The sequence below is a fragment of the Cloacibacterium rupense genome, assembly GCF_014645495.1.
GTDB classification, from domain to species: Bacteria; Bacteroidota; Bacteroidia; order Flavobacteriales; family Weeksellaceae; genus Cloacibacterium; species Cloacibacterium rupense.
Genome location: NZ_BMLV01000002.1, coordinates 36,940 through 57,646 on the forward strand (window position 1 = coordinate 36,940; position 20,707 = coordinate 57,646).

General features: G+C 32.2%; 22 protein-coding genes and 1 tRNA gene. 4 read left to right on the plus strand and 19 right to left on the minus strand.

The window, feature by feature from the left end; translation table 11 throughout:
• Positions 1-60 precede the first annotated feature (60 nt).
• The 3 genes from clpX to greA are packed head-to-tail and all read right to left on the minus strand — an operon-like array spanning position 61 to position 2,187.
• Complete coding sequence (gene clpX / locus IEW40_RS04085; protein ID WP_188616821.1) at positions 61-1,251, minus strand: ATP-dependent Clp protease ATP-binding subunit ClpX; 1,191 nt, start codon at positions 1,249-1,251, stop codon at positions 61-63.
• Positions 1,252-1,305: 54 nt separating this feature from the next.
• Positions 1,306-1,695, minus strand: coding sequence for an HIT family protein (locus IEW40_RS04090; protein WP_188616822.1), 390 nt, complete (start codon positions 1,693-1,695; stop codon positions 1,306-1,308).
• 24 nt (positions 1,696-1,719) lie between these two features.
• Positions 1,720-2,187, minus strand: coding sequence for a transcription elongation factor GreA (greA, locus tag IEW40_RS04095; RefSeq protein WP_188617477.1), 468 nt, complete (start codon positions 2,185-2,187; stop codon positions 1,720-1,722).
• 109 nt (positions 2,188-2,296) lie between these two features.
• Here greA and IEW40_RS04100 point away from each other — a divergent pair, with 109 nt between their 5' ends.
• Positions 2,297-2,749 (plus strand): hypothetical protein, encoded by a 453-nt coding sequence (locus IEW40_RS04100; protein WP_188616823.1) that lies wholly within the window; start codon positions 2,297-2,299, stop codon positions 2,747-2,749.
• A 4-nt stretch (positions 2,750-2,753) separates the two neighbouring features.
• Positions 2,754-3,203, plus strand: a complete 450-nt coding sequence (gene dtd / locus IEW40_RS04105; protein WP_188616824.1) for a D-aminoacyl-tRNA deacylase — start codon at positions 2,754-2,756, stop codon at positions 3,201-3,203.
• Positions 3,204-3,237: 34 nt separating this feature from the next.
• Here the strand turns inward: dtd and IEW40_RS04110 are convergent.
• From IEW40_RS04110 to IEW40_RS04155, 10 genes are all read right to left on the minus strand, one after another.
• Positions 3,238-3,313: transfer RNA gene (locus tag IEW40_RS04110), tRNA-His, on the minus strand.
• Positions 3,314-3,352: 39 nt separating this feature from the next.
• A complete protein-coding gene (gene bshB1 / locus IEW40_RS04115; protein WP_188616825.1) occupies positions 3,353-4,072 on the minus strand; it encodes a bacillithiol biosynthesis deacetylase BshB1 in 720 nt (239 codons plus the stop codon).
• A gap of 64 nt (positions 4,073-4,136) precedes the next feature.
• Positions 4,137-5,801 (minus strand): tetratricopeptide repeat protein, encoded by a 1,665-nt coding sequence (locus tag IEW40_RS04120; protein WP_188616826.1) that lies wholly within the window; start codon positions 5,799-5,801, stop codon positions 4,137-4,139.
• Positions 5,802-5,892: 91 nt separating this feature from the next.
• Positions 5,893-6,756, minus strand: a complete 864-nt coding sequence (locus IEW40_RS04125; protein WP_188616827.1) for a PstS family phosphate ABC transporter substrate-binding protein — start codon at positions 6,754-6,756, stop codon at positions 5,893-5,895.
• A 247-nt stretch (positions 6,757-7,003) separates the two neighbouring features.
• Complete coding sequence (locus tag IEW40_RS04130; RefSeq protein ID WP_188616828.1) at positions 7,004-7,840, minus strand: energy transducer TonB; 837 nt, start codon at positions 7,838-7,840, stop codon at positions 7,004-7,006.
• A 24-nt stretch (positions 7,841-7,864) separates the two neighbouring features.
• Entirely contained in the window at positions 7,865-8,428 is a 564-nt protein-coding gene (locus tag IEW40_RS04135; RefSeq protein WP_188616829.1) for an ExbD/TolR family protein, read from the minus strand.
• 12 nt (positions 8,429-8,440) lie between these two features.
• On the minus strand, positions 8,441-9,034 hold the full coding sequence (locus IEW40_RS04140; protein ID WP_188616830.1) for an ExbD/TolR family protein: 594 nt from the start codon (positions 9,032-9,034) through the stop codon (positions 8,441-8,443).
• A gap of 88 nt (positions 9,035-9,122) precedes the next feature.
• The gene (locus tag IEW40_RS04145) at positions 9,123-9,986 is read right to left on the minus strand and encodes a MotA/TolQ/ExbB proton channel family protein (protein WP_188616831.1); all 864 of its coding nucleotides are present in this window, start codon (positions 9,984-9,986) and stop codon (positions 9,123-9,125) included.
• A 266-nt stretch (positions 9,987-10,252) separates the two neighbouring features.
• On the minus strand, positions 10,253-13,063 hold the full coding sequence (leuS, locus tag IEW40_RS04150) for a leucine--tRNA ligase (RefSeq protein ID WP_188616832.1): 2,811 nt from the start codon (positions 13,061-13,063) through the stop codon (positions 10,253-10,255).
• A 120-nt stretch (positions 13,064-13,183) separates the two neighbouring features.
• Entirely contained in the window at positions 13,184-13,660 is a 477-nt protein-coding gene (locus IEW40_RS04155; RefSeq protein WP_188616833.1) for a lipocalin family protein, read from the minus strand.
• Positions 13,661-13,734: 74 nt separating this feature from the next.
• Between IEW40_RS04155 and IEW40_RS04160 the strand changes: the two genes are divergently transcribed.
• Positions 13,735-14,487 carry a glycosyltransferase family 2 protein gene (locus tag IEW40_RS04160; RefSeq protein ID WP_188617478.1) on the plus strand — a complete coding sequence of 251 codons (753 nt, stop codon included), beginning with the start codon at positions 13,735-13,737 and terminating at the stop codon, positions 14,485-14,487.
• Here the strand turns inward: IEW40_RS04160 and IEW40_RS04165 are convergent.
• The 6 genes from IEW40_RS04165 to IEW40_RS04190 all read right to left on the minus strand — a co-directional run bounded on the left by IEW40_RS04165 (position 14,480) and on the right by IEW40_RS04190 (position 19,650).
• Positions 14,480-15,169 carry a carbonic anhydrase gene (locus IEW40_RS04165; protein ID WP_188616834.1) on the minus strand — a complete coding sequence of 230 codons (690 nt, stop codon included), beginning with the start codon at positions 15,167-15,169 and terminating at the stop codon, positions 14,480-14,482. The genes IEW40_RS04160 and IEW40_RS04165 overlap by 8 nt on opposite strands.
• Positions 15,170-15,242: 73 nt before the next feature.
• On the minus strand, positions 15,243-16,508 hold the full coding sequence (locus IEW40_RS04170) for a 3-deoxy-D-manno-octulosonic acid transferase (protein ID WP_188616835.1): 1,266 nt from the start codon (positions 16,506-16,508) through the stop codon (positions 15,243-15,245).
• Positions 16,509-16,964, minus strand: a complete 456-nt coding sequence (locus tag IEW40_RS04175; RefSeq protein WP_188616836.1) for a DUF1648 domain-containing protein — start codon at positions 16,962-16,964, stop codon at positions 16,509-16,511.
• 69 nt (positions 16,965-17,033) lie between these two features.
• Positions 17,034-17,738 carry a C40 family peptidase gene (locus IEW40_RS04180; RefSeq protein WP_188616837.1) on the minus strand — a complete coding sequence of 235 codons (705 nt, stop codon included), beginning with the start codon at positions 17,736-17,738 and terminating at the stop codon, positions 17,034-17,036.
• 83 nt (positions 17,739-17,821) lie between these two features.
• Complete coding sequence (locus tag IEW40_RS04185) at positions 17,822-18,466, minus strand: O-methyltransferase (RefSeq protein ID WP_188616838.1); 645 nt, start codon at positions 18,464-18,466, stop codon at positions 17,822-17,824.
• Positions 18,467-18,813: 347 nt separating this feature from the next.
• Positions 18,814-19,650, minus strand: a complete 837-nt coding sequence (locus tag IEW40_RS04190; protein WP_188616839.1) for an OmpA/MotB family protein — start codon at positions 19,648-19,650, stop codon at positions 18,814-18,816.
• 88 nt (positions 19,651-19,738) lie between these two features.
• Here IEW40_RS04190 and tilS point away from each other — a divergent pair, with 88 nt between their 5' ends.
• Positions 19,739-20,665 carry a tRNA lysidine(34) synthetase TilS gene (gene tilS, locus IEW40_RS04195; RefSeq protein ID WP_188616840.1) on the plus strand — a complete coding sequence of 309 codons (927 nt, stop codon included), beginning with the start codon at positions 19,739-19,741 and terminating at the stop codon, positions 20,663-20,665.
• Positions 20,666-20,707 lie beyond the last annotated feature (42 nt).

The following is a 20,707-nucleotide window of genomic DNA, read 5'->3' on the forward strand; positions in this document are numbered from 1 at the left end:
TAGACTTCTTCTGAACTTACAAAATTATAAAAATTTATTGGATATCCAAATTTTTAACGCTTAAATAATGGATTTAACATCATCTTCATCAATAATTAATGATGAATTAAGGGTATCAATATCAAACATATAGTTTTCTAAGACCTTTTCTGTCGTTCCCCTAAGCCCTCTAGCACCAAGACCTTTGTCTATTGTATACTCTACTATTTTTTCTAAAGCCCTGTCTTTAAATCCTATATCAATTCCGTCTAATCTAAATAGCTCTGTGTATTGATTAATAATAGAATTTTTAGGTTCTTTCAAAATTCTTAGTAAGGTTTCCTTGGTAAGTTTATCTAAGTAAGTCACAATAGGAAATCTTCCCAAAAGTTCTGGTATAAGTCCAAAACTTTTAAGGTCAGATGAATTCAATTTTTCTAAGATGTAATCATCACCCTCAGTTTTATTGATTTTTTCTGAACTAAAACCAATAGCTTGTTTGTTTAATCTTCTTTCGATAATTTCTTTTATACCATCAAAAGCACCACCAGCAATAAACAAAATATTTTGTGTATTTACTTGGATATATTTTTGGTCAGGGTGCTTTCTGCCACCTTGCGGTGGTACATTTACAATACTTCCTTCCAAAAGCTTTAACAAACCCTGCTGTACACCCTCACCAGAAACATCTCTTGTAATACTTGGATTATCTGATTTTCTGGCAATTTTATCTATTTCATCAATAAAAACAATTCCTTTTTCCGCCTTTTCCACATCATAATCAGCGACCATTAAAAGTCTAGAAAGAATACTTTCAACATCTTCACCTACGTAACCAGCTTCTGTAAGAATCGTAGCGTCTACAATACAAAACGGAACATTTAATTGTTTAGCTATGGTTTTAGCAAGCAATGTCTTACCAGTTCCTGTTTCACCCACCATAATGATGTTTGACTTTTCTATTTCTACAGATTTATTTTCGTCTTCGTTATGTAAAAGTCTTTTGTAATGATTATACACAGCTATAGATAGTTGTTTTTTAGCTTTATCCTGTCCTATGACATATTCATCTAAAAACGCTTTTATTTCTCTCGGCTTTTTGAGTTCTTCTATAGATTGAGCTGGCGCAAAAGAATCTGCCCCTACGCTTTCTTTTACAATAGCATGGGCTTGCTCTACACAGTTTTCGCAGATATAACCATCTTTACCAGAAATTAAAATTTCTACTTCACTTTTTTTTCTGCCACAAAATGAACATTGATTTGGATTCATTATATATAAATTTTAAAAAACTCAAATTCCTGAAAGAATTTGAGTTTTAGATTTTTATTGATTTACAATTTTATCTTGTATTTCTCTATATTGTTCAGGGCTTAGTTTTAATCTTTCATTACCAAAATTAAGGTCTTGCATACTATTGAGTGGCACCAAATGTATATGAGCATGTGGCACTTCAATACCAACTACAGCAACACCTACTCTTATGCACGGTATTGCTTTTCCTACTTTTTTGGCTACATCTTGAGCAAACGCCCAAAGATTTTTAAATTCTTCAGATTCTAGATCAAAAATTAAATCTACTTCTTTTTTAGGAATAACCAATGTATGACCTTCCACCAATGGCATAGCATCTAAAATAGCGATATGATTTTCATCTTCGGCTATTTTATAACAAGGGATTTCTCCGTTTATTATTTTTGTGAAAATAGTACTCATGATAATAAGATAAACCTAAGAAACTTATAATGAAATATCTAAAACTTCAAATGAAAGTTTATTTCCGTTTGGCAATACTATTTCTGCAGTTTCGCCTATAACTTTACCAAGCAAACCTTTAGCAATAGGAGTATTAACAGAAATCTTTCCTGTTTTTATATCAGATTCATTATCAGGTACTAAAGTAAACTTTTGTTCCTGCTTTGTCGCATTATTTTTAAGACGAACTGTACAAAGAATAGAAACTTTAGAAGTATCTAACTGGCTGCCATCTATCACTTTAGAATTCGCAATAGTATCTTTTAATTTAGAAATTTTCATTTCTAGCATACCTTGAGCCTCTTTAGCTGCATCATATTCAGCATTTTCAGAAAGATCACCTTTGTCTCTAGCTTCTGCAATTTGTTGAGTGATTTTTGGCCTTTCTATACTCTCTAGCTGCTCCAATTCAGCTTTCATTTTTTCTAAGCCTTCTTTGGTTACATAATTTATAACTTTGCTCATATCTCGTTTATTTAGCGTTAGTATAAAAAAATAATCCGACCTTTGTCGGACAATATTCATTAATTTTTCGAGTTACAAAGATAACACTTATTTTTATATGAAAACAAAATTTATCAAGATACTAGCCTCAATAATATTGGTTATCAGTTTATTAAAAATATTCTATTCTTGTGGAAATAGAGAAGAAACCACCCAATGCTTCCCTAATCAACTCATTTCTGTTCAAATTAACATTAATCTCCCTGCATACTATCAGTTACAAAACATTGGGGGATGGATTTATCTTTCAGAACAACAATCTGGCACTAGAGGACTAATTATCACCCGTACACCATCTGGCTTCAAAATATATGATCGAAACGCTCCTCATATTTGTCCAGATACAAATACAACTTTAGAAGTAGAAGGTGGCACGCTAGTAATTTGTAAAAAAGATAATGCAAAATGGTTTCTAAACAGTGGCGCTCCAGCAGAAATTAGTCCGTATCCTCTTAAGCAATATTTCTATAGTTTTAATGCCTCCACCAATGTTTTGAACATTTATAATTAATGAAATGAAAATAGTAGTACAAAGAGTAAAAAATGCTAATGTAAAAGTAGATGGAAAGATTGTAGGTGAAATTTCTGAGGGACTAATGTTACTAATTGGAGTATGTGAAGATGATGAAAAAAGTGATGCAGATTGGCTAGTAAAGAAAATTTTAGACTTAAGAATCTTTTCTGATAATGACGGCAAAATGAATCTTTCTGTGAAGGATATTTCGGGAGAAATCTTATGTATTAGTCAATTTACATTAATCTCTGATTACAAAAAAGGCAATAGACCATCATACATCAGAGCTGCAAAACCAGAAAAAGCAATTCCGCTGTTTGATTATGTAAAAGATGAGTTAAAGAAATCTGACTTAAAAATAGAAAGTGGGATTTTCGGAGCAGACATGAAAGTCTCTTTATTAAATGACGGCCCAGCAACTCTGGTTTTAGACAGTAAAACAAAGGCATAAAAAAAGCATCCATATTTAGGATGCTTTATTTTTTGGGTGAATGATGGGTCTCGAACCCACGACCTTCGGAACCACAATCCGACGCTCTAACCAACTGAGCTACAATCACCATTTTTTGCGTGTGCAAATATATAATTTTTTTTGAACAATTAACAAATAATTCCGTCAAAATTTTTCAAAGCAATTAATTTTTCAGCAGTAAAGCCTTCTGCATAATCTACACCAGACAATCTTCCTAAATCCTGAGCTCTATAAGTAAGGCTTTCTAAAAAGTCTTTAGTGGCAATAGGAGTCATTGGCTCTGTAGAGTTTGGGTCATAAAATTGAGTTGCATAAGCCAAGCATGCTTCTATCTTTTTTTCTAAAAATCCTGTAATATCAATCACAAAATCTGGTTTTATATTTTTCCATTGTATGTAATGAAAAACTTGCTTTGGTCGCCAATTTTCTTGTTTTTCACCATTTACTTCCGTTTCTATTTTAATCAAACCTGAAAGGAAACACGCATCAGAAGCTAATTTAGCAGCCTTTGCATGATCAGGATGCCTGTCATCTATGGCATTACAAAATACTATTTCTGGTCGATACTTTCTAACTGCTTTAATAATTCTTAGTTGATAGTCTTCCGAATTTACAATAAATCCATCTTTCATATTAAGATTTTCTCTGGCCGAAATTCCTAAAATTTCAGCAGCATTTTTTGCCTCTAAAGCTCTGGTTTCATGAGTACCTCTAGTCCCTAATTCCCCTTGGGTAAGGTCTATTATGGCTACTTTTTTTCCTTCGGAAATGAGTTTGGCAATGGTACCTCCGCAACCTAATTCTACATCATCAGGATGAGCACCTATGGCTAATACATCTACTTTCATAACTAAATTTGAAATTTGATGAACAAAATTAAAAAAACTCCTTAATTCTTAAGGAGTTTTGATATTATTTATTTAAAAGTTTTTGAAGACTTAGCGCACTTTGATCAGTAGGTTTTATCGCAAGTGCTTTGTTTATGTTCTCTACTGCTTTAGCTTTATCTGCATCTTTCAATAAAAGTGCTACATTATAATATGCTCCGTACAAATTATCTTGAAGCGGCTGTTGTTCTGCAACTGGTTTAGCCATTACCACATCTATATACTTCATGTATGCTAGAGCTGCTGGCTGATTATAACCGCCTTTTTGAAGAGCGTAACCTTTACTATAATATGCTGGTTCCCATGTTGGCAACAATTCATTAATTTTTTGCCAAGTTAGAGCAGAACCTTCCCAGTTAGAAGCTGTCTCATAAGCTTGTGCTAAATTGAACAATACCGTAGTATCTTCTTTATTTACAGCTGCTTGCTTTTTCAATCCTTCTATGGTTTCATTAGTAGGACCTGCATCTGCTTTAGCTCTTAACTCACTAGCTCCACTTATTACTTTTGCGTATTCTGTATCCCAATTTAGAGTATCATCTTTAGCTGCTTTTACAACTGCCATTTTTTCTGCAGACTTCTGCATAAGAGTAGCTTTAGCTGTAGCATCTGCTTCTTTGGTTGCAAGCCCAGCATAGATTAGCGCTTCTAAACCTGAATCACTTGGTATAATTCTAGATTTTTCTATATTTTGCAGATAAGTTTCTAAATTGGTTTTAGCTCCTGCAAAATCATTATCTTCATATTGAAGGTAAGCTTTTAATTTGTACTTAATAGGATCTGAAACCTTATCAAAAACTTTATCTAAAGTAGCTTTAGACTCTGCGAAATCATTATTAATAAAATATAATTTTGCTATTTCTAATGTAGTGCTAGGATCTTCATCAGCATATTTAGTATAATTGATTAGAGCTTTAGTAGTTTCTTCTGGTCTTTGAAAAACTCTATTATACTCTGCTTGTGCTTTGTATGCTGGCGCATATGTAGGGTCTGTGCTTATCGCTTTATTTATATTTTCTTCAGCTTTTTTATATTGTTTAGCAGCCATCCAAAGTGTGGCCATTCTATAAAAAACTGAAGCCTTGTTCTTAGCTATAGAAGATGCATTTTCATATGCAGACATTGCACTACCTGGGTTCTTAATCATTCTATATGCATCACCTAAAGTGTAATAATAATGAGCAGGTACACCATCTTTATCTGCTGCTTTTTGAATTGCTTTATCAAGATAAGTGATTGCTAAATTAGGATCATTGCTATTCTCATACATAGATAAGGCTTCACCAATTCTATACAAAACCTCTGGGTCTTTTTCTCTAGAATCTTTTGCAATTTGGGTTAAATCTGTGATAGCAGAAGCTTTCTGACCTTTACCAATTTTAATTGCTGCCAAACCAATTTTGTTTAAATAACTTTTAGAGTCTAGCGCTAGTCCTTTATCAAAATTTTCTTTTGCTTTATCAAAATTTGGTTCAAATTGAACTAAATATGCATTTCCTAGATAGAAATAATTTTCAGCAGAAGGTGATTTTGCTATCAATTGATTGAAAACTTCTTTTGCCTTAGCATATTTATGACTATCTAAATAATTAATACCTTCCGCTACTGTTTGTGCGCTGGCAAAACTTAAAACAAAAGTTGCTGCCACACTCATTACTACCTTTTTTGGTATATTAATACTATATTTCATATCTAAATTTTTTCTTTAAAATTAATTCTTTATTCAGAATACACAATTTTCGCGCCAAAAATAACTTAATTATGCCAAAATAAAAAATTTTTTATCTCATTTGTACTTCTCTTTTAAATATATTATAGGGTTGTAAGCCTTCTTTACTTACTACTATCTGCCCAATTTGAGTACACGAGAACCTAATAAAACCATTTCCTAGACCAAAATACCCCTCATTGGTCAAAAAATATAAAATTCTTGTAAATGGATATTTCATATACCTAATATTTTCTTGATTAGGTAAATATGAATTTCCTTTTTCATCTACAACAGGTAAGATTTTAACTTTATTTCTTAAATTTTCTGCTTCTTTAGTGTATGGATTCGAAAATGTGTTAAAACTAATAACCCCAATACTTTCCGGATATTTATCTATCTGAGAAATGATATTTTCATTTCCTTTAATTACAGAAAATTTCATTTCTGTGGGTTCTAATTTCAATTTTTGAGATATAAAATTGAAATTTCCAGTTCTGGCACCATCAAAAACAACTTTTCTGTCTTCGGATAAAAGTTCCTTTTTAAGCTCTTCTATCGTAATTGAATTTCTTGGTGAGTTTTTAGCTGTTACAAAAACTGTTGCATCACCTGCAAACTTTGCTGGTTCAAATGGTAGATCAACCATTTCTTTGTAGAGATTTTTTTCCTTCTCTGTGAGCTCTCTAGACATCACAATTACTCTTACATTTTGCTTGAGTAAATCCATCAGTGCATAATCTTCTTTTTGGAAACGAACATTGATTTTCGTATCTGGATAAAATGCCATATATCTTTCAGCCAATGCAGTGGTTACATTCTTGAAAGACTCATCAGCTACTACTACAATTTCTCCTTTATTAGGCGCGTTACCACTATCCTTAGAACAAGAAATTGTGATGAGTAACAAAGACAAAAAAATCAAAAACTTATTCATCTTTTTTTCTTAGAAAATTTAAAGCTCTAATAATTCTAAAAAATCCATATATAATGAGTACACCTCCTAATAAATATGGAATAATACCATCTAGGGTCACAACAAAGAACTTTTTAACGATTACAAAAATACCCAATGCAATGTAAAAAAAGCCTATTAATAAAGATAAAATATTAAACATATTGATTGATATAAAAATGAGAAGCTTTCGCTTCTCATTAAGATTTATTAGAAAAATTTCAAGATCTTATTCAAAATTCATCGTAATAGGCATCTTATATCTTTGTCTTACCGGCTGATCATTAATCTTAGCTGGTTTCCACTTAGTTCTGACGCTTTTTACTGTTCTGATGGCTTCTTGATTAAAATCAGAATTTCCACCTTGAACTTTGATATCCGTAATAGAACCATCTCTTTCTACAATAAAAGTAACTGTAGCTTTAATAGTTCCTTCTCCTCCTTCCATTGCACTTGTATCAAAATTTTCAGAAAATTTGGTTCTGAATGCTGACAAACCTCCTCCTGGGAATTCCGCATCTTGATCCACAGATTCATAAACTTCTGTAGTACTTGGCGCTTTAGATTCTACTGCAGCAGCTTTTGGCGGTGCCTGTACTGGCGGCGGTGCATAAGTTGTTTGCTTTACCCCTTCTTGATTGACAAGACCTGTTGTAGTTTCTAACTGCTTAGAAATTGGTGGTGGTGGAGTTTCCACTTTAGGTGCCTTCACTGGCTCAGGAACAACGTTTTGAATAATTTCAATTTTTTCTTCCTGTTTTGGTGGTGGTGGTGGTGGAGTTTCTTCTTTTTCAATTACTTCATCCTTTGGTTTTTCTTCTTCTGGAAGAATTTCCATTAGATTAGCATTTACTTCTTGTTTATCAGGTGCAGTTAATTGCTTAATCTTCATTATTACAAATGGTGTAATAGCAGCTAAACAAAACAATACCGTACCAATAATTACAGATTTTGTAAGGATTCTTCTGTAATTAGTTCTTAAATCATAAGCACCATATTCCTTATTTCTATGCTCAAATACAATTTCATCTAATGATGGATTGTAATTTAAATTATCATTTTCCATAATATTCAAAATGTTTTGAAATTATTATTTCGCTGGTGCTGGTGTAGAACCTCCAACTTTTTTATCGTAAATCACTTTTTCCCACGGCTTAATGTCTGTTACACCATACTGTTCAGATTTAGTAACTGCCATTTCATCTAAAATATCTACGAAATTCTTATATACAGCATCATCTGTAGGCTTAATAATTACAGTAAATTTAGTAACATCTTTAGCTCTACGCTTTGCTTGCTCGATTACTTTTGTAATCCCTTCTCTATCAAAAGTAGTTTCCATCAATGTCTGCTCATTAAGACCAGCTTGATCTAACTGATGATAAAAAATTCTGTTATCTTTACCTATGATAAGAGAAATTGAGTTTGATAAATCAATCTCAGTCTGTTGAGGCTTGGGTTGATCTTTTTTTGGTTTAGCTGGTAACCCAAGATCCATTACATTCGGTTTACTAAAAGTAGTAGTAAACATAAAGAATGTTATCAAAAGAAAACCTAAGTCTACCATAGGAGTCATATCGACTCTAGTACTCTGCTTTTTGGAGCGGACCTTGCCCCCCTTTTCGCTTTTATCTTGTACTTGTACTTCTGCCATTTCTTTTGTTATTTATTTTTCTTGAGTTGTTATCAACCAAAACTTATAATACTCTATATCTCTAAGTCCCTCAAAAAGGTTTTTCACTTTTGGGTAATTCGTACTTGCATCTCCTTTAATTGCCAATTTATACTCTGGATTAATTTCCAAACTAGCGCTTACCCAATCAATCATTTGATGATTTACACTATCTTGAGGAATCCCAGAAATTTTAGCAAATTTTCTTTTATCTTCAGGCATTTGTAAGAAACCTTTCAATTGATTCATTGGAACACCAATAGCCTGAGTTTTGAAGAAAGCAACCTTATCTTCGTTAGAAAAAGTCATTCCATATTTTTTACCCATTATATCTAATAATTGTGATCTTTCATTAAAATTATTAACAGGTGCAAAATAAAATTTACCTTGAGACGTAATATTAATTGTCATTAAATCTTTATCATCAAGTAACTTTTCCGAGATAGAAGATGGCGGTTTGATTTGCTCTACATCTGGCTTCTTAAACTGAGTAGTCAAGATAAAGAATGTAAGCAAAAGGAAAGCAACGTCAGTCATAGCAGTCATATCGACTACAACACCGTGTCTTTTAGGTTTGACTCTCGCCATTTTATTATTTTTATTAAATTAAACTTCTAATTTTTTACAATTTTCTACTGAAAGAAAATGCAATTATTTTGCCAAAACTAGCTATTAATTAGTTAAATTCAGCAAAAGATTGTTGGATAGACATACCGATTTCGTCAATCTTGTATGTAAGACCATCAATTTTAGAAGTAAAGAAATTATAAAGGATAATAGCGATAGCAGAAGTACCAATACCTAAAGCTGTATTAATCAATGCTTCAGAGATACCGATTGATAACGCTGCAGCATCTGGAGTACCACCACCAGAACCTAAAGCGAAGAACGCTTTAATCATCCCGATTACAGTTCCTAATAACGCTACTAATGTAGCAACAGTACCTAAAGTAGAAAGAATCATCATATTCTTTTCTAGCATTGGCATTTCTAATGTAGTAGCTTCTTCTATTGATTTAGTAAGTGCTACTAATTTTTGCTCTTTGTTTAGAGTATTATCGTTAGTTAATGCTTTGTAAGTTGTAAGACCTTCTTTTACTACATTACCTACAGAACCTTGCTGAGCATCACATTCTTCGATAGCTTCATCAATTTTGTTTTTGTTTAGTAAACCTCTAACTTTCACTACATAGTTGTCTAGATTACCTTTACCAGCTGCTCTTCTTAAAACGAAGAAACGCTCAAAAGAGAAAACGATTACTGTAATCATAAAAGTAATCAAAATTGGTACGATAGGACCTCCCATGTAGATAATTCCCATGAAAGACTCTGGGTGTACTTCTTTTAATGGAATATCAGACATTGCAACTGATGCTCCTGTAAGTCTAGGGTCTTCCTTGAAATTACCAGGATTTCCTAATACAAATAAATAAATACAGATACCTATAACAAATAAAATAGGTAAAACGATTGCAGGATTAAGACCACCTGCTTTTTTAGCAACTACTTGCTCCTCTTGTGTTGAAACATTCATTTCCATATTAAACTAAATTATAATTGTTAATTTTTTTGAGGGTGTAAAATAAAGCCAAATTATTGTAAAATGCAAGTAAAAAATCCAAACTATGACAAATTTCTGGTTTTCAAAAAAACTTCGTAAGTTATCAAATAATCAAAATTTTAACGGATTTTTATAAATTATAAACCCATCTTTTTAAAACAATATGAATTAATAAATTTTAACTATATTTTTTTTACAAATGCACAATAAAACAATGAGTTGATTTTATATTTTTTAACAAAAATTTAAAATACAATGTTGATAATTTTCTTTGGTACAATAATTACTTTTTTAGGGGTTGCTCCCGCTAAAATCTCCTGAACTTTTTCATTTGCCATTGCTATTTCTTCAATTTGTTTAGCGTCTAAATCCGCTGCTAAAGCCATGGTAAACTTCATTTTACCATTGAAACTTACAGGATAGTTTATCTCATCTTCTACCAAATACGCTTCATTTAATTCTGGCAATTTTTCAAATTCTATAGAAGTATTTTTGCCTAGTTTTTCCCATAATTCTTCACAAATGTGTGGTGCAAAAGGCGAAATAATTACTGCCAAAGGCTCTAAAATTGCTCTCTTATTACATTTTAATTTCTGTAATTCGTTTACAGCAATCATAAACTGCGAAACAGATGTATTGAAAGAGAAATTCTGAATATCAAACGTAAATTTCTTAATCAAAGTATGCAGCACTTTCAGTTCTGCTTTGGTTGGTTCTTCGTCTGAAACAGAGAAAGTATCTCCATCAAAATAAAGATTATAGAATTTTTTCAAAAATCCGTAAACTCCGCTTAAACCTTGGGTATTCCATGGTTTTGATTGTTCTAATGGACCCAAAAACATTTCGTACAAACGCAAACAATCTGCACCATATTCTTCTGCAATATCATCTGGATTTACGACGTTGTGTGTTCTTTTTGACATCTTGTCAACTTCTCTTTCAACAATATACTTTCCGTTTTCTAGAATAAATTCAGCATCTTTAAATTCAGGACGCCAATTTCTCAACGCTTCTGTGTCTAATTCATCATTTCCTTTAATCATAGAAATATCAACCGGAATTCTTTGAGTTTCGTAATCTTTGGCTAAATTTTTAGAAACAATTTTATTCGTTCCGTCAATTCTAAAAATTAATGCACTATAACCCAAAATCATTCCTTGATTGATTAATTTTTGGAAAGGCTCATCTTGGTTGATGTACCCTCTGTCTTTTAAGAACATATTCCAAAAACGGGAATACAATAAGTGTCCGGTTGCGTGTTCGCTTCCACCAATGTATAAATCTACTTGTCCCCAATAATCTGATAAATCTTTTGCACAAAATTCTCCATCATTTTTTGGGTCCATATATCTCAAAAAATACCAAGAACTTCCCGCCCAACCTGGCATTGTAGAAAGTTCAATCGGGAAAACGGTTTTTTCATCAATTAAATCTACAGAAACTACTTTTAGATTCGTTTCGTCCCACGCGAAATTTTTAGCATTTCCTAATGGCGGATCGCCGTCTTCGGTTGGCAAATATTTCTCTACTTCTGGCAATTCTAAAGGCAATGCAGAAACAGGCAAAGTATAAGGCATTCCTTCTTTATAATATACAGGAACTGGCTCTCCCCAATATCTTTGACGAGAGAAAATCGCATCACGCTGTCTATAATTGGTAGTTCCGTGACCGATGCCCATTTTCTCAATTTCTGAAATAATTTTTGCTTTCGCATCATTATAATTCAGTCCGTTCAAAAATTCAGAATTTACACAAACCGAATCTTTAGAATCATAAGACTCTTCTTGAATATCTTTATCATTTTCGATAACATTGATAATCTCTAAACCGAATTTTTTCGCAAAACGGTGGTCACGCTCATCATGCGCAGGAACCGCCATTACCGCACCCGTTCCGTAACCCATCAAAACGTAATCTGAAATATAAATTGGGATATTTTTCCCTGTGAAAGGATTTATAGCGTAACTTCCTGTGAACGCTCCAGAAACGTTTTTCACGTCTGCCATTCTATCGCGTTCAGTTTTTTTGGAAGTTTCTTCAATATAATTTTCAACTTCAGATTTTTGTTCTGGAGTCGTTAATTTTTCTACCAAAGGATTTTCTGGCGCCAAAACCATAAAAGCTGCCCCAAAAATAGTATCAGGACGAGTGGTGAAAACTTCAATCTGTTCTTCAATTCCAGAAACATTAAATTTCACAGCTGCTCCTTGAGATTTTCCAATCCAATATTCTTGAGAGTCCTTCAATGGTTGTGGCCAATCTAGCTTTTGTAAACCTTGCAACAATCTTTCAGAATATGCCGTAATTCTCATGCTCCACTGCATCATTTTTTTCTGAAACACAGGATAACCGCCACGTTCCGATTTTCCATCTTTTACCTCATCATTTGCAAGAACAGTTCCTAAAGCTGGACACCAATTTACGGTAGTTTCGGCTCTGTAAGCTAATCTGTAATTGAGTAAAATGTCTTGTTTTTCGTTTTCATCGGCAGCATTCCATTCTTCTGCAGTAAAATTTAATTCATCATTCTGAACTGCATCTAAATTTTCAGTTCCAAATTTTTCAAAATGTTCTACCAAAGTATGGATAGATTCTGCTTTATCTGAAGTTTTATTGTACCAAGAATGGAATAATTCTATAAAAATCCATTGTGTCCATTTATAATAAGAAGCATCCGAAGTTCTTACCTCTCTACTCCAATCGAAAGAGAAGCCAATTTTACGCAATTGCTCTTCGTATCTTGTAATATTTTGCTCTGTAGTAATCGCAGGATGCTGCCCAGTTTGTATGGCGTATTGTTCTGCTGGCAAACCAAAAGAATCATAACCAATTGGATGAAGCACGTTAAAACCTTGATGTCTTTTGAACCTTGCATAAATATCTGAAGCGATATAACCAAGAGGATGCCCTACGTGCAAACCTGCTCCAGAAGGATACGGAAACATGTCTAAAACGTAGAATTTAGGTTTTGTAGAATTATTTTCAGTTTTATAAGTTTGGTTTTCTTCCCAAAACTTTTGCCATTTTTGCTCTATCTGCTTGTGATCGTAAAACACGCTGTTATATTTTATAGTATTATTAAACTTGATTTCTAAGAATTTACAAATTTAAGATTTTTAAAAGAAAAAATCCTCATCAATTTTTGACAAGGATTAAATATAAAATTTTTGATTAATTTACTTTCTCTTCATTACGGTTGTAATCTTGCCAGAGAACATAGCTCCTTCTACTTGAAAATTAGTAACATTTTCTTCACCCACCATTTCACTGCTGGTTAATTTTGTAAGGCTGGTAACGTCTGTTTCACTTACCATTTTAATGGTCAACACCTTAGAAGAAGTATCATAAGTATAGGTAAAATTCTCATCTTGAATTTTAGTACAAGTTCCAGAAGTATCTTCCCAAGAGGTTGCATTACCCGTGCCATCTTGATTAAAAGTTACGGTAGATTTTTGCATACAGCTATTCAAGGGCTGAGTTATATTAATTGGTGTAGAAATGCCATTTTGACTTACTGTTCCGTTAAGACCAACACTGTAAATATACCAACTGCCTAATACAGATCCAGAAAAATCTGAAGAATCATCATCTCTGCTACATGATAAATTGAGAAGTAAAAACGCACCAAAGAAAAATAGAATTAGTTTTTTCATTTTAAAAAATTTATTGGTTATTGATAGGTAAAGATACAAATGTTTTTCTAGACATTGGTTATATTTGCAAAACTATGGCGCAAGTTTCCATTATTACTCCTTGTTATAACTCTTCTAAATTCTTAGAAGACACCATAAAATCTGTTCTGTCACAAACTTTTCAGGATTGGGAATGGATCATTACTGATGACCAATCTGCTGATAATTCTGTGGAAATTATAAAAAGACATCAAGATTCTAGAATTATTCTGATAGAAGCAGAAAAAAATGGAGGAGCTGGTCACGCTAGAAATCTATCTTTAGAAAAAGCAACGGGAAAATACATTACTTTTCTAGACGCTGATGATTTTTGGGAACCCAATTTTCTACAAGAAATGATTTCTTTTATGAAATCTGAAAATGCAGAACTCGCCTATTGCACCTATGCAAGATGTGATGAAAATTTACAACCAAAAATCGCAAATTTCGAAGCAGATATAGAGGTAACTTTTGATAATTTATTAAAAACTTGTAGACTTTCACTTCTTGCCTCAATGTATGATTCTGAACGAGTTGGCAAAGAGTTTTTCCCAGAAGGAAGCAAGCGAGAAGACCACGTAATGTGGCTGAATTTACTAAAGAAAATCCCAAAAGGAAAACCACTGAAAAAGACACTAGCCAAATACAGAATGCACGCAACTAGTGTTTCTAGAAAAAAAACCAATATCATGAAAGACCAATATTTGGTATACAAAGATTATATGAATTTTTCTACCCTAAAATCTCTGTATTATACCGCCAATTGGGCTTTCAATGGGTTTATGAAATATTCTAAACTATTTAATTAAGAATATCTACTTTACCATCATTAAGATGATAATAGCCTCCTACCACTTTCAGTTCACCTTTTTCTATCAACTCTTTTAATTCTGAATTTTGAAGAATTTTCTGAATTTGATGGTCTACATTATAATGAATGGCTTCATCTAATTTTTCGGTTTTCCCTACAAAAGGGGCTACTCCATTTCTAAGCGTTTCTATCAGGTTAGAAATTTCTTTGAGCTCTTTCTCATCAGTGTGATTAGAAATGGCAGCAGTAATTCCTCCACATTTTTCGTGCCCAACTACTATTATTAATTTGGTATGTAAATGCTCTACTGCATATTCTAAACTTCCCATCGTCATATCATCATCTAGAGAATTTCCTGCAGTTCTTATCACAAATAAATCACCAATTCCTCTATCAAAAACCAATTCTATAGGCACTCTAGAATCTGAACAACTTACGATGGTTGCAATAGGATGTTGCCCAGAAATTTCTTCCATCATTCTAGCTTTATCCAAATGCGGGAATGCATTTTTATGATGCACAAAATGGTCATTTCCGGCTTTTAAAACTTCTAAAATTTGATTGGGACCAAGATTTTCTTGTACAGAAACTTCTTTTTGAGAAACTTGATTAGAACTACATCCTGAAAAGCTCAACATTGCGCCTAATAACATCAAAACGCCTACATTTACTTTCTTCATATTATTTTTTTGCAAAATTATGAAGATTATGAATGGATTCTAGATGATTGTTATCAGTAATTGAAAAAGAATCTTACTCTAAAATTTTCTTCAAAATAAGTTCTGAAGAATTCGGTTGAGTATGCACAAATTTTTCTGCATTTTGACTCATTTCATTCAACAAAATTGAATTTTTAGTTAATTCTAAAACAAAATCTGCAGCTGATTCTTCTTTAGTAAATGATTTACCTCCATTTTGGGCAATCAAACCATCTGCTTCAGGATTTTTTTTGTATTGATTTCCAAATAGTACTGGGATGCCAAAGGTTGCAGCTTCTAAAATATTATGCAATCCTTTATCGTGAAAACCACCTCCAACAATTGCTATATCTGCGTAAGAATAGAGTTTTGAGAGTAAGCCAATAGAATCTATAATGAGTATTTGTGTAGTCGTAAAATCGTTAAGTTGTAAAATGGCTTCATTTTCAGTTTTACGATTTTGCGATTTTGCGATTTCGCTGTAGAGAATTGCGCTTGAAAAGATTTGTTTGAGATTTTGCACTCTTTTCAAATCGTGCGGAGCAATAATCATCTTGAAATTTTCTAATTTTTCTGAAAGAATTCTTGCTATTTTTTCTTCTGCTTCCCAAGAACTTCCGAAAACCAACAGTTTTTTATCGGCTTTAAATTCATCAATAAATTCCACTGAATTATTCCGATTTTTAATCTGTTTTACCCTATCAAATCTTGTATCTCCCGAAACTGAACCTTTGGTTAAACCAATTCTTTGGGCCAAAGAAAAAGATTTTTCGGTTTGATGAAAAATCCAATCAACATTCTTTTTCAGTTCATTTACAAACCATTTTCCTTGTGGCTTGAAATACACTTGTTTATCATAAAACAATGCGGAAACCACGAAAACTTTTGCCCCGTTTTTCTTTAATTCATCTAAAAGGTGATACCAAAAATCGTATTTTACAGTAAAGAAAATTTCGGGTTTTACGGCTTTCACAAACTCAGAAATCGTGTTTTTTTTATCAAATGGAAGATAACACAGAATGTCTTCTTTATTTTTTTTCACCACGTTTTCATAACCAGAAGGCGAAAAAAAAGTGACCAAAACTTTATGATTAGGATATTTTTCTTTCAATTTTTCTAAAACGGGCAATCCTTGTTCATATTCCCCCAAACTTGCAGCGTGCATCCAAATGACATTGTCGTCTTTAGAAATTTTAGATTCTATAATTTCTAAAGAATGTTTTCTACCTTCTAAACCGCGTTTAATCTTGTCATTGAACCATGACAAAACTTTGAACGCTAATTCAAGATGGAAGATGGATATGTTGTAGAGATGCTTCATTTATTTATAAATATTTGCAACAATCAAGAAAAAACCAATAATGAAAAATAAGCCCAAAATATGTTTTACCATTGGAATTGATTTTTCTGTTTTTTTGAGAGAAATGTTTTTGATATGTTTTTGAAACGTAAAAAATATAAAAAGAACATATGCAATAATTGTTTTTACAGCCAAAATAGCAATAACTAACTGCACATCTTTGTTTTCTTTGGTAATTTCTACTGGATAATTATTTATTTCTTTCACATTATATCCTAGAAAAAAATATAATAACAAAGCTAGAATAGGCAAAAGAAAAATAAAATATTTTGAGCCGAAATTATCTGGCTTACCATCAAACCCAAAATGAATAGGGATTATCTTTGGCAATTTATTGAAATTCATCAACGTATAACTCCACAATATCAATAATATAGAAATTGAAAATCCATCTAGAAAACTAATAATACCACTCATTTTTTATGGCTATAAATTACTTTGTAAGCACAAATATGAAACTAATTATATTTAAAACTTTATCTAATTCTAAATAACTGTTTTCACCATTCTCAGTTTGTGCGTATGCTTGTTTTTTTCGGCGTTGTAAATTCCAGAAAAATCTAGAGAATCTATGCGCACTTTTCCGCTGGCATGTATCAATTCGAACGGAGAAAGCACCAAACCAACGTGCGAAATAAAACCTGTCTCGTCTTCGAAGAACGCCAAATCGCCTGGTTCACTTTCCTCTACAAAATCTCTGGCTTCGCCTAGTTCTGCTTGTTTATCCGCATCTCTAGGCAATGCAACGCCATGAATTTTATACACCAATTGAACCAAAGCACTACAATCTATCCCAAAATAACTTCTTCCGCCCCATAAATAAGGAACATTTATGAATTTTTTGGCAGTTTCTACCAAACTTTCTCTGATGTTATTTTTATCTATTAAATTTTCAGTTTCAAAAGCAACTTCGCTGCCTAAAGAAAGCAAATTTCTACCTTCCGGCAAATCAAAAACACCATAAATTTGGGTCACTAAATTTTTAGAAATTTCTGAATTTTCCTTTTTTAAAACCGAAGAATTTACCCAACCTTCATAACCATCAAAATCCATTTTGATTTTGCTGTACAACCCTTCCGTTTCGATGATTTCGCAGGTTTCTCCGTACAAAATTTGAGAAGTCATTTCAGATTTCTCAGAAATATCTGCTCTAATTGGCGAAACTGATACGCTGCAGTAGTATTTTTCCATAATCTATTTGAGATTAAAGAAAAAAGAGCATAGATTAAAGACATTCATCTTTTCTCTTTATTCTTTTCTCTTTGTTCTTAACTTTAAATTTTACGAGCTAAATGAATTCCGTCTCGCAAAGGTAAAATTACATTTTCAAAATCTGCGTCTTCGGCAATTAATTTATTAACCCATTTAATTTGTTCTGTCTGTTTGTTTCCTTTTTCATCAAGAACTTTTCCGTACCAAAGCACATTATCTACCATCAAAACACTTCCTGATTTCATTCTTGGCTTTACCAATTTTAGATATTCTGCATAATTTTCTTTATCAGCATCAATAAAAATCAAGTCAAAAATATCGTCAGAATCTTTCAAAAATTTTTTAGCATCTTGAAGCTTAAAATCGATTTGAGCAGCAAATTCACTTTCGATAAAATATTTTTTTGGCAAATAAGCCAAATCTTCATTAACATCTAATGTGGTCAATTTTCCATCTTTTTGCATACCTTCTGCCAAACAAAGCGCAGCATAACCTGTAAAAGTACCAATTTCTAATATGTTTTTTGGATTTATCATTTTTGAGATTAAAGAAAGTAACCTGCCCTGCAAATAACCTGAAATCATATGTGGCTGCGTGGTTTTTTGGTAGGTTTCTTTTCTAAGGCGTTTTAGAATTTCTGGTTCTTTAGAAGCCGTATCTTCTAAATATCTGTCCATTTCAGGGTGCAATTCTTCGAAATAACTCATTTTTTTGTAGTGCGATGATTGGTTGATGTGGTGATGTTTACAAAATTACAGATTTATTTACTTTTCTTTTTAACTTTGGACAAAATATTCAATTTGAAAACCATCTTCTACCATCCCATCTTCATTTTTTTCATTTGGCCAATATTATTTTTTCCTCTTATTATAATAACAGGTTATGAAATTTTCTACAACAATCACTTTAATAAAAATACAAGGAGAAATTTATTTTTAATGTCTTTTGGAACATTATTTTATCTAACTATTGTAGTCTATCTATTTTACATTGTGTCAAAAAAATAAAAAATCCCGAAAAAATCGGGATTCTTATTCTGTTAAATTACTTGAAATTATTTTTTCACTGGAGCAATGTCCATCAATTTCATAAATTCATCTAGCTTAGGCATAATGATGATTTCTGTTCTACGGTTTTCTGCGCGCCCAGAAACCGAAGCATTGGTAGTTTTAGGATTGTATTCACTTCTACCACCAGCAGTAATTCTATTCGGATTTACCCCAAATTGAGTCTGTAAAACTTTAGCAACTGAAGTAGCTCTAAGAGCAGACAAATCCCAGTTGTCTTTTGGCAAGTTAGCACTTGCCAAAGGTACATTATCTGTATTTCCTTCAATCAAAACGCTGTAAGTATCATAATCATTGATTACTTTCGCTACTTTTCCTAGCACATCTTGAGCTGCTGGTAAAATATTATAATCGCCTGACTTATAAAGCATTTTATCTGACAATGAAATCATTACCACACCTTTTAATACTTTAACGTCTACATCTGCATCTGCAACATTGTCTAAACTTCTTTTCAACTTGTTAGATAAAGCCAAATTTAAACTATCATTTTTAGAATTAGTAGAAATTAGACGTTTGATGTAAGAATTAGATGCATTTATTTCCCCGATTAGTTTATCGATATTGGCAGAACCTTTTCCTGCATTTGAAAGACAAGCATCTAAAGAAGTTTTCAATGCGCCGTTTTGATCTCTAAGTAAAGCATTTTCACTTGTTAATCCAGCATTAGCAGATTTCAAGTCTTGTATTTCACGTTGTCTTTCTGCTGCACCTTCTATGCATTGTTTGTAATTAAGATTTAATGCTTCATACTGTTTCTTGCTTACACATGAGGTAAGAGAAACACCCATAACTGCGATGGTTAAGATTTTAAAAATTCTCATAAATATCATATTTAGATTTAAAATTGATTTCAAATTTACAAAAAGGATTTGTTTATATGGTTTATATTTGCAAAAAACATACCGTACATTGTTAGACTTTAACAATTTTAAGAAAATTTTAATGGAATTGGGAGGTGACATCTCTTCCAAAAAATTTCTCTTGGCGGTAAGTGGCGGTGCAGATTCTATGGTGCTGGCTTCGCTTTTTAAAATTGGTGATTTGAAATTTGAAATTGCGCACATCAATTATCATTTCAGAGATGAAGATTCAAATCTAGACAAAAAAATAGTAGAAGATTTTTGTAAAAAAAATGATATTAAATTTCATTTAAAAGACATTTCGGAGGAAGAAAAATCTAAAATGAAATCTTTACAAAATTGGGCAAGAGAAGTACGTTACGATTTCTTTTTTAACCTTTTAGTGAAAGAAAACCTAGACTTTATTGTAACTGCACATCATTTGAATGACGAGCTAGAAACCTTTATTATCAATCTTTCTAGAGGCTCTGGAATTAAAGGATTGAGCGGAATTCCTAAAAATGAAAACCGAATTTTGCGCCCGCTTTTGAGTTTTTCAAAATCTGAGATTTATGCATTTGCTGAAGAAAACAAAATCGATTTCAGAGAAGATAAAAGCAACCAAAAAGACGATTATCTGAGAAACAAAATCCGAAATCAAATTGTTCCGAAAATGGAAGAAGTCTTCCCTAATTTTTTGGAGAAATTTGGCGAAAGTCTTGGTTATTTAGATACTGTAAATCGTTTTTTTCAAGAAGAAATCCAAAAAACCTTCGATGAAATTTTTGTAGAGGGCAATGAATCTGAATTCACCTTGAACAAAACCATTTTATTAAAAAAACACAAAACCATTATCATAGAAATCATCAGAAAATTAGGTTTCACAGGAATTGAAATCGAAAAAATAATGTCTGCCGAAAACGGAAAGTTCTTCCGAAGCAGTACGCATGAAATCACCATAAAAAGAAAAGAAATTTTCTGTAAAAAAAGAAATTGATTTTGTAATTGATAAAGATTTAAAACCTTAAGAAGTCTTTAA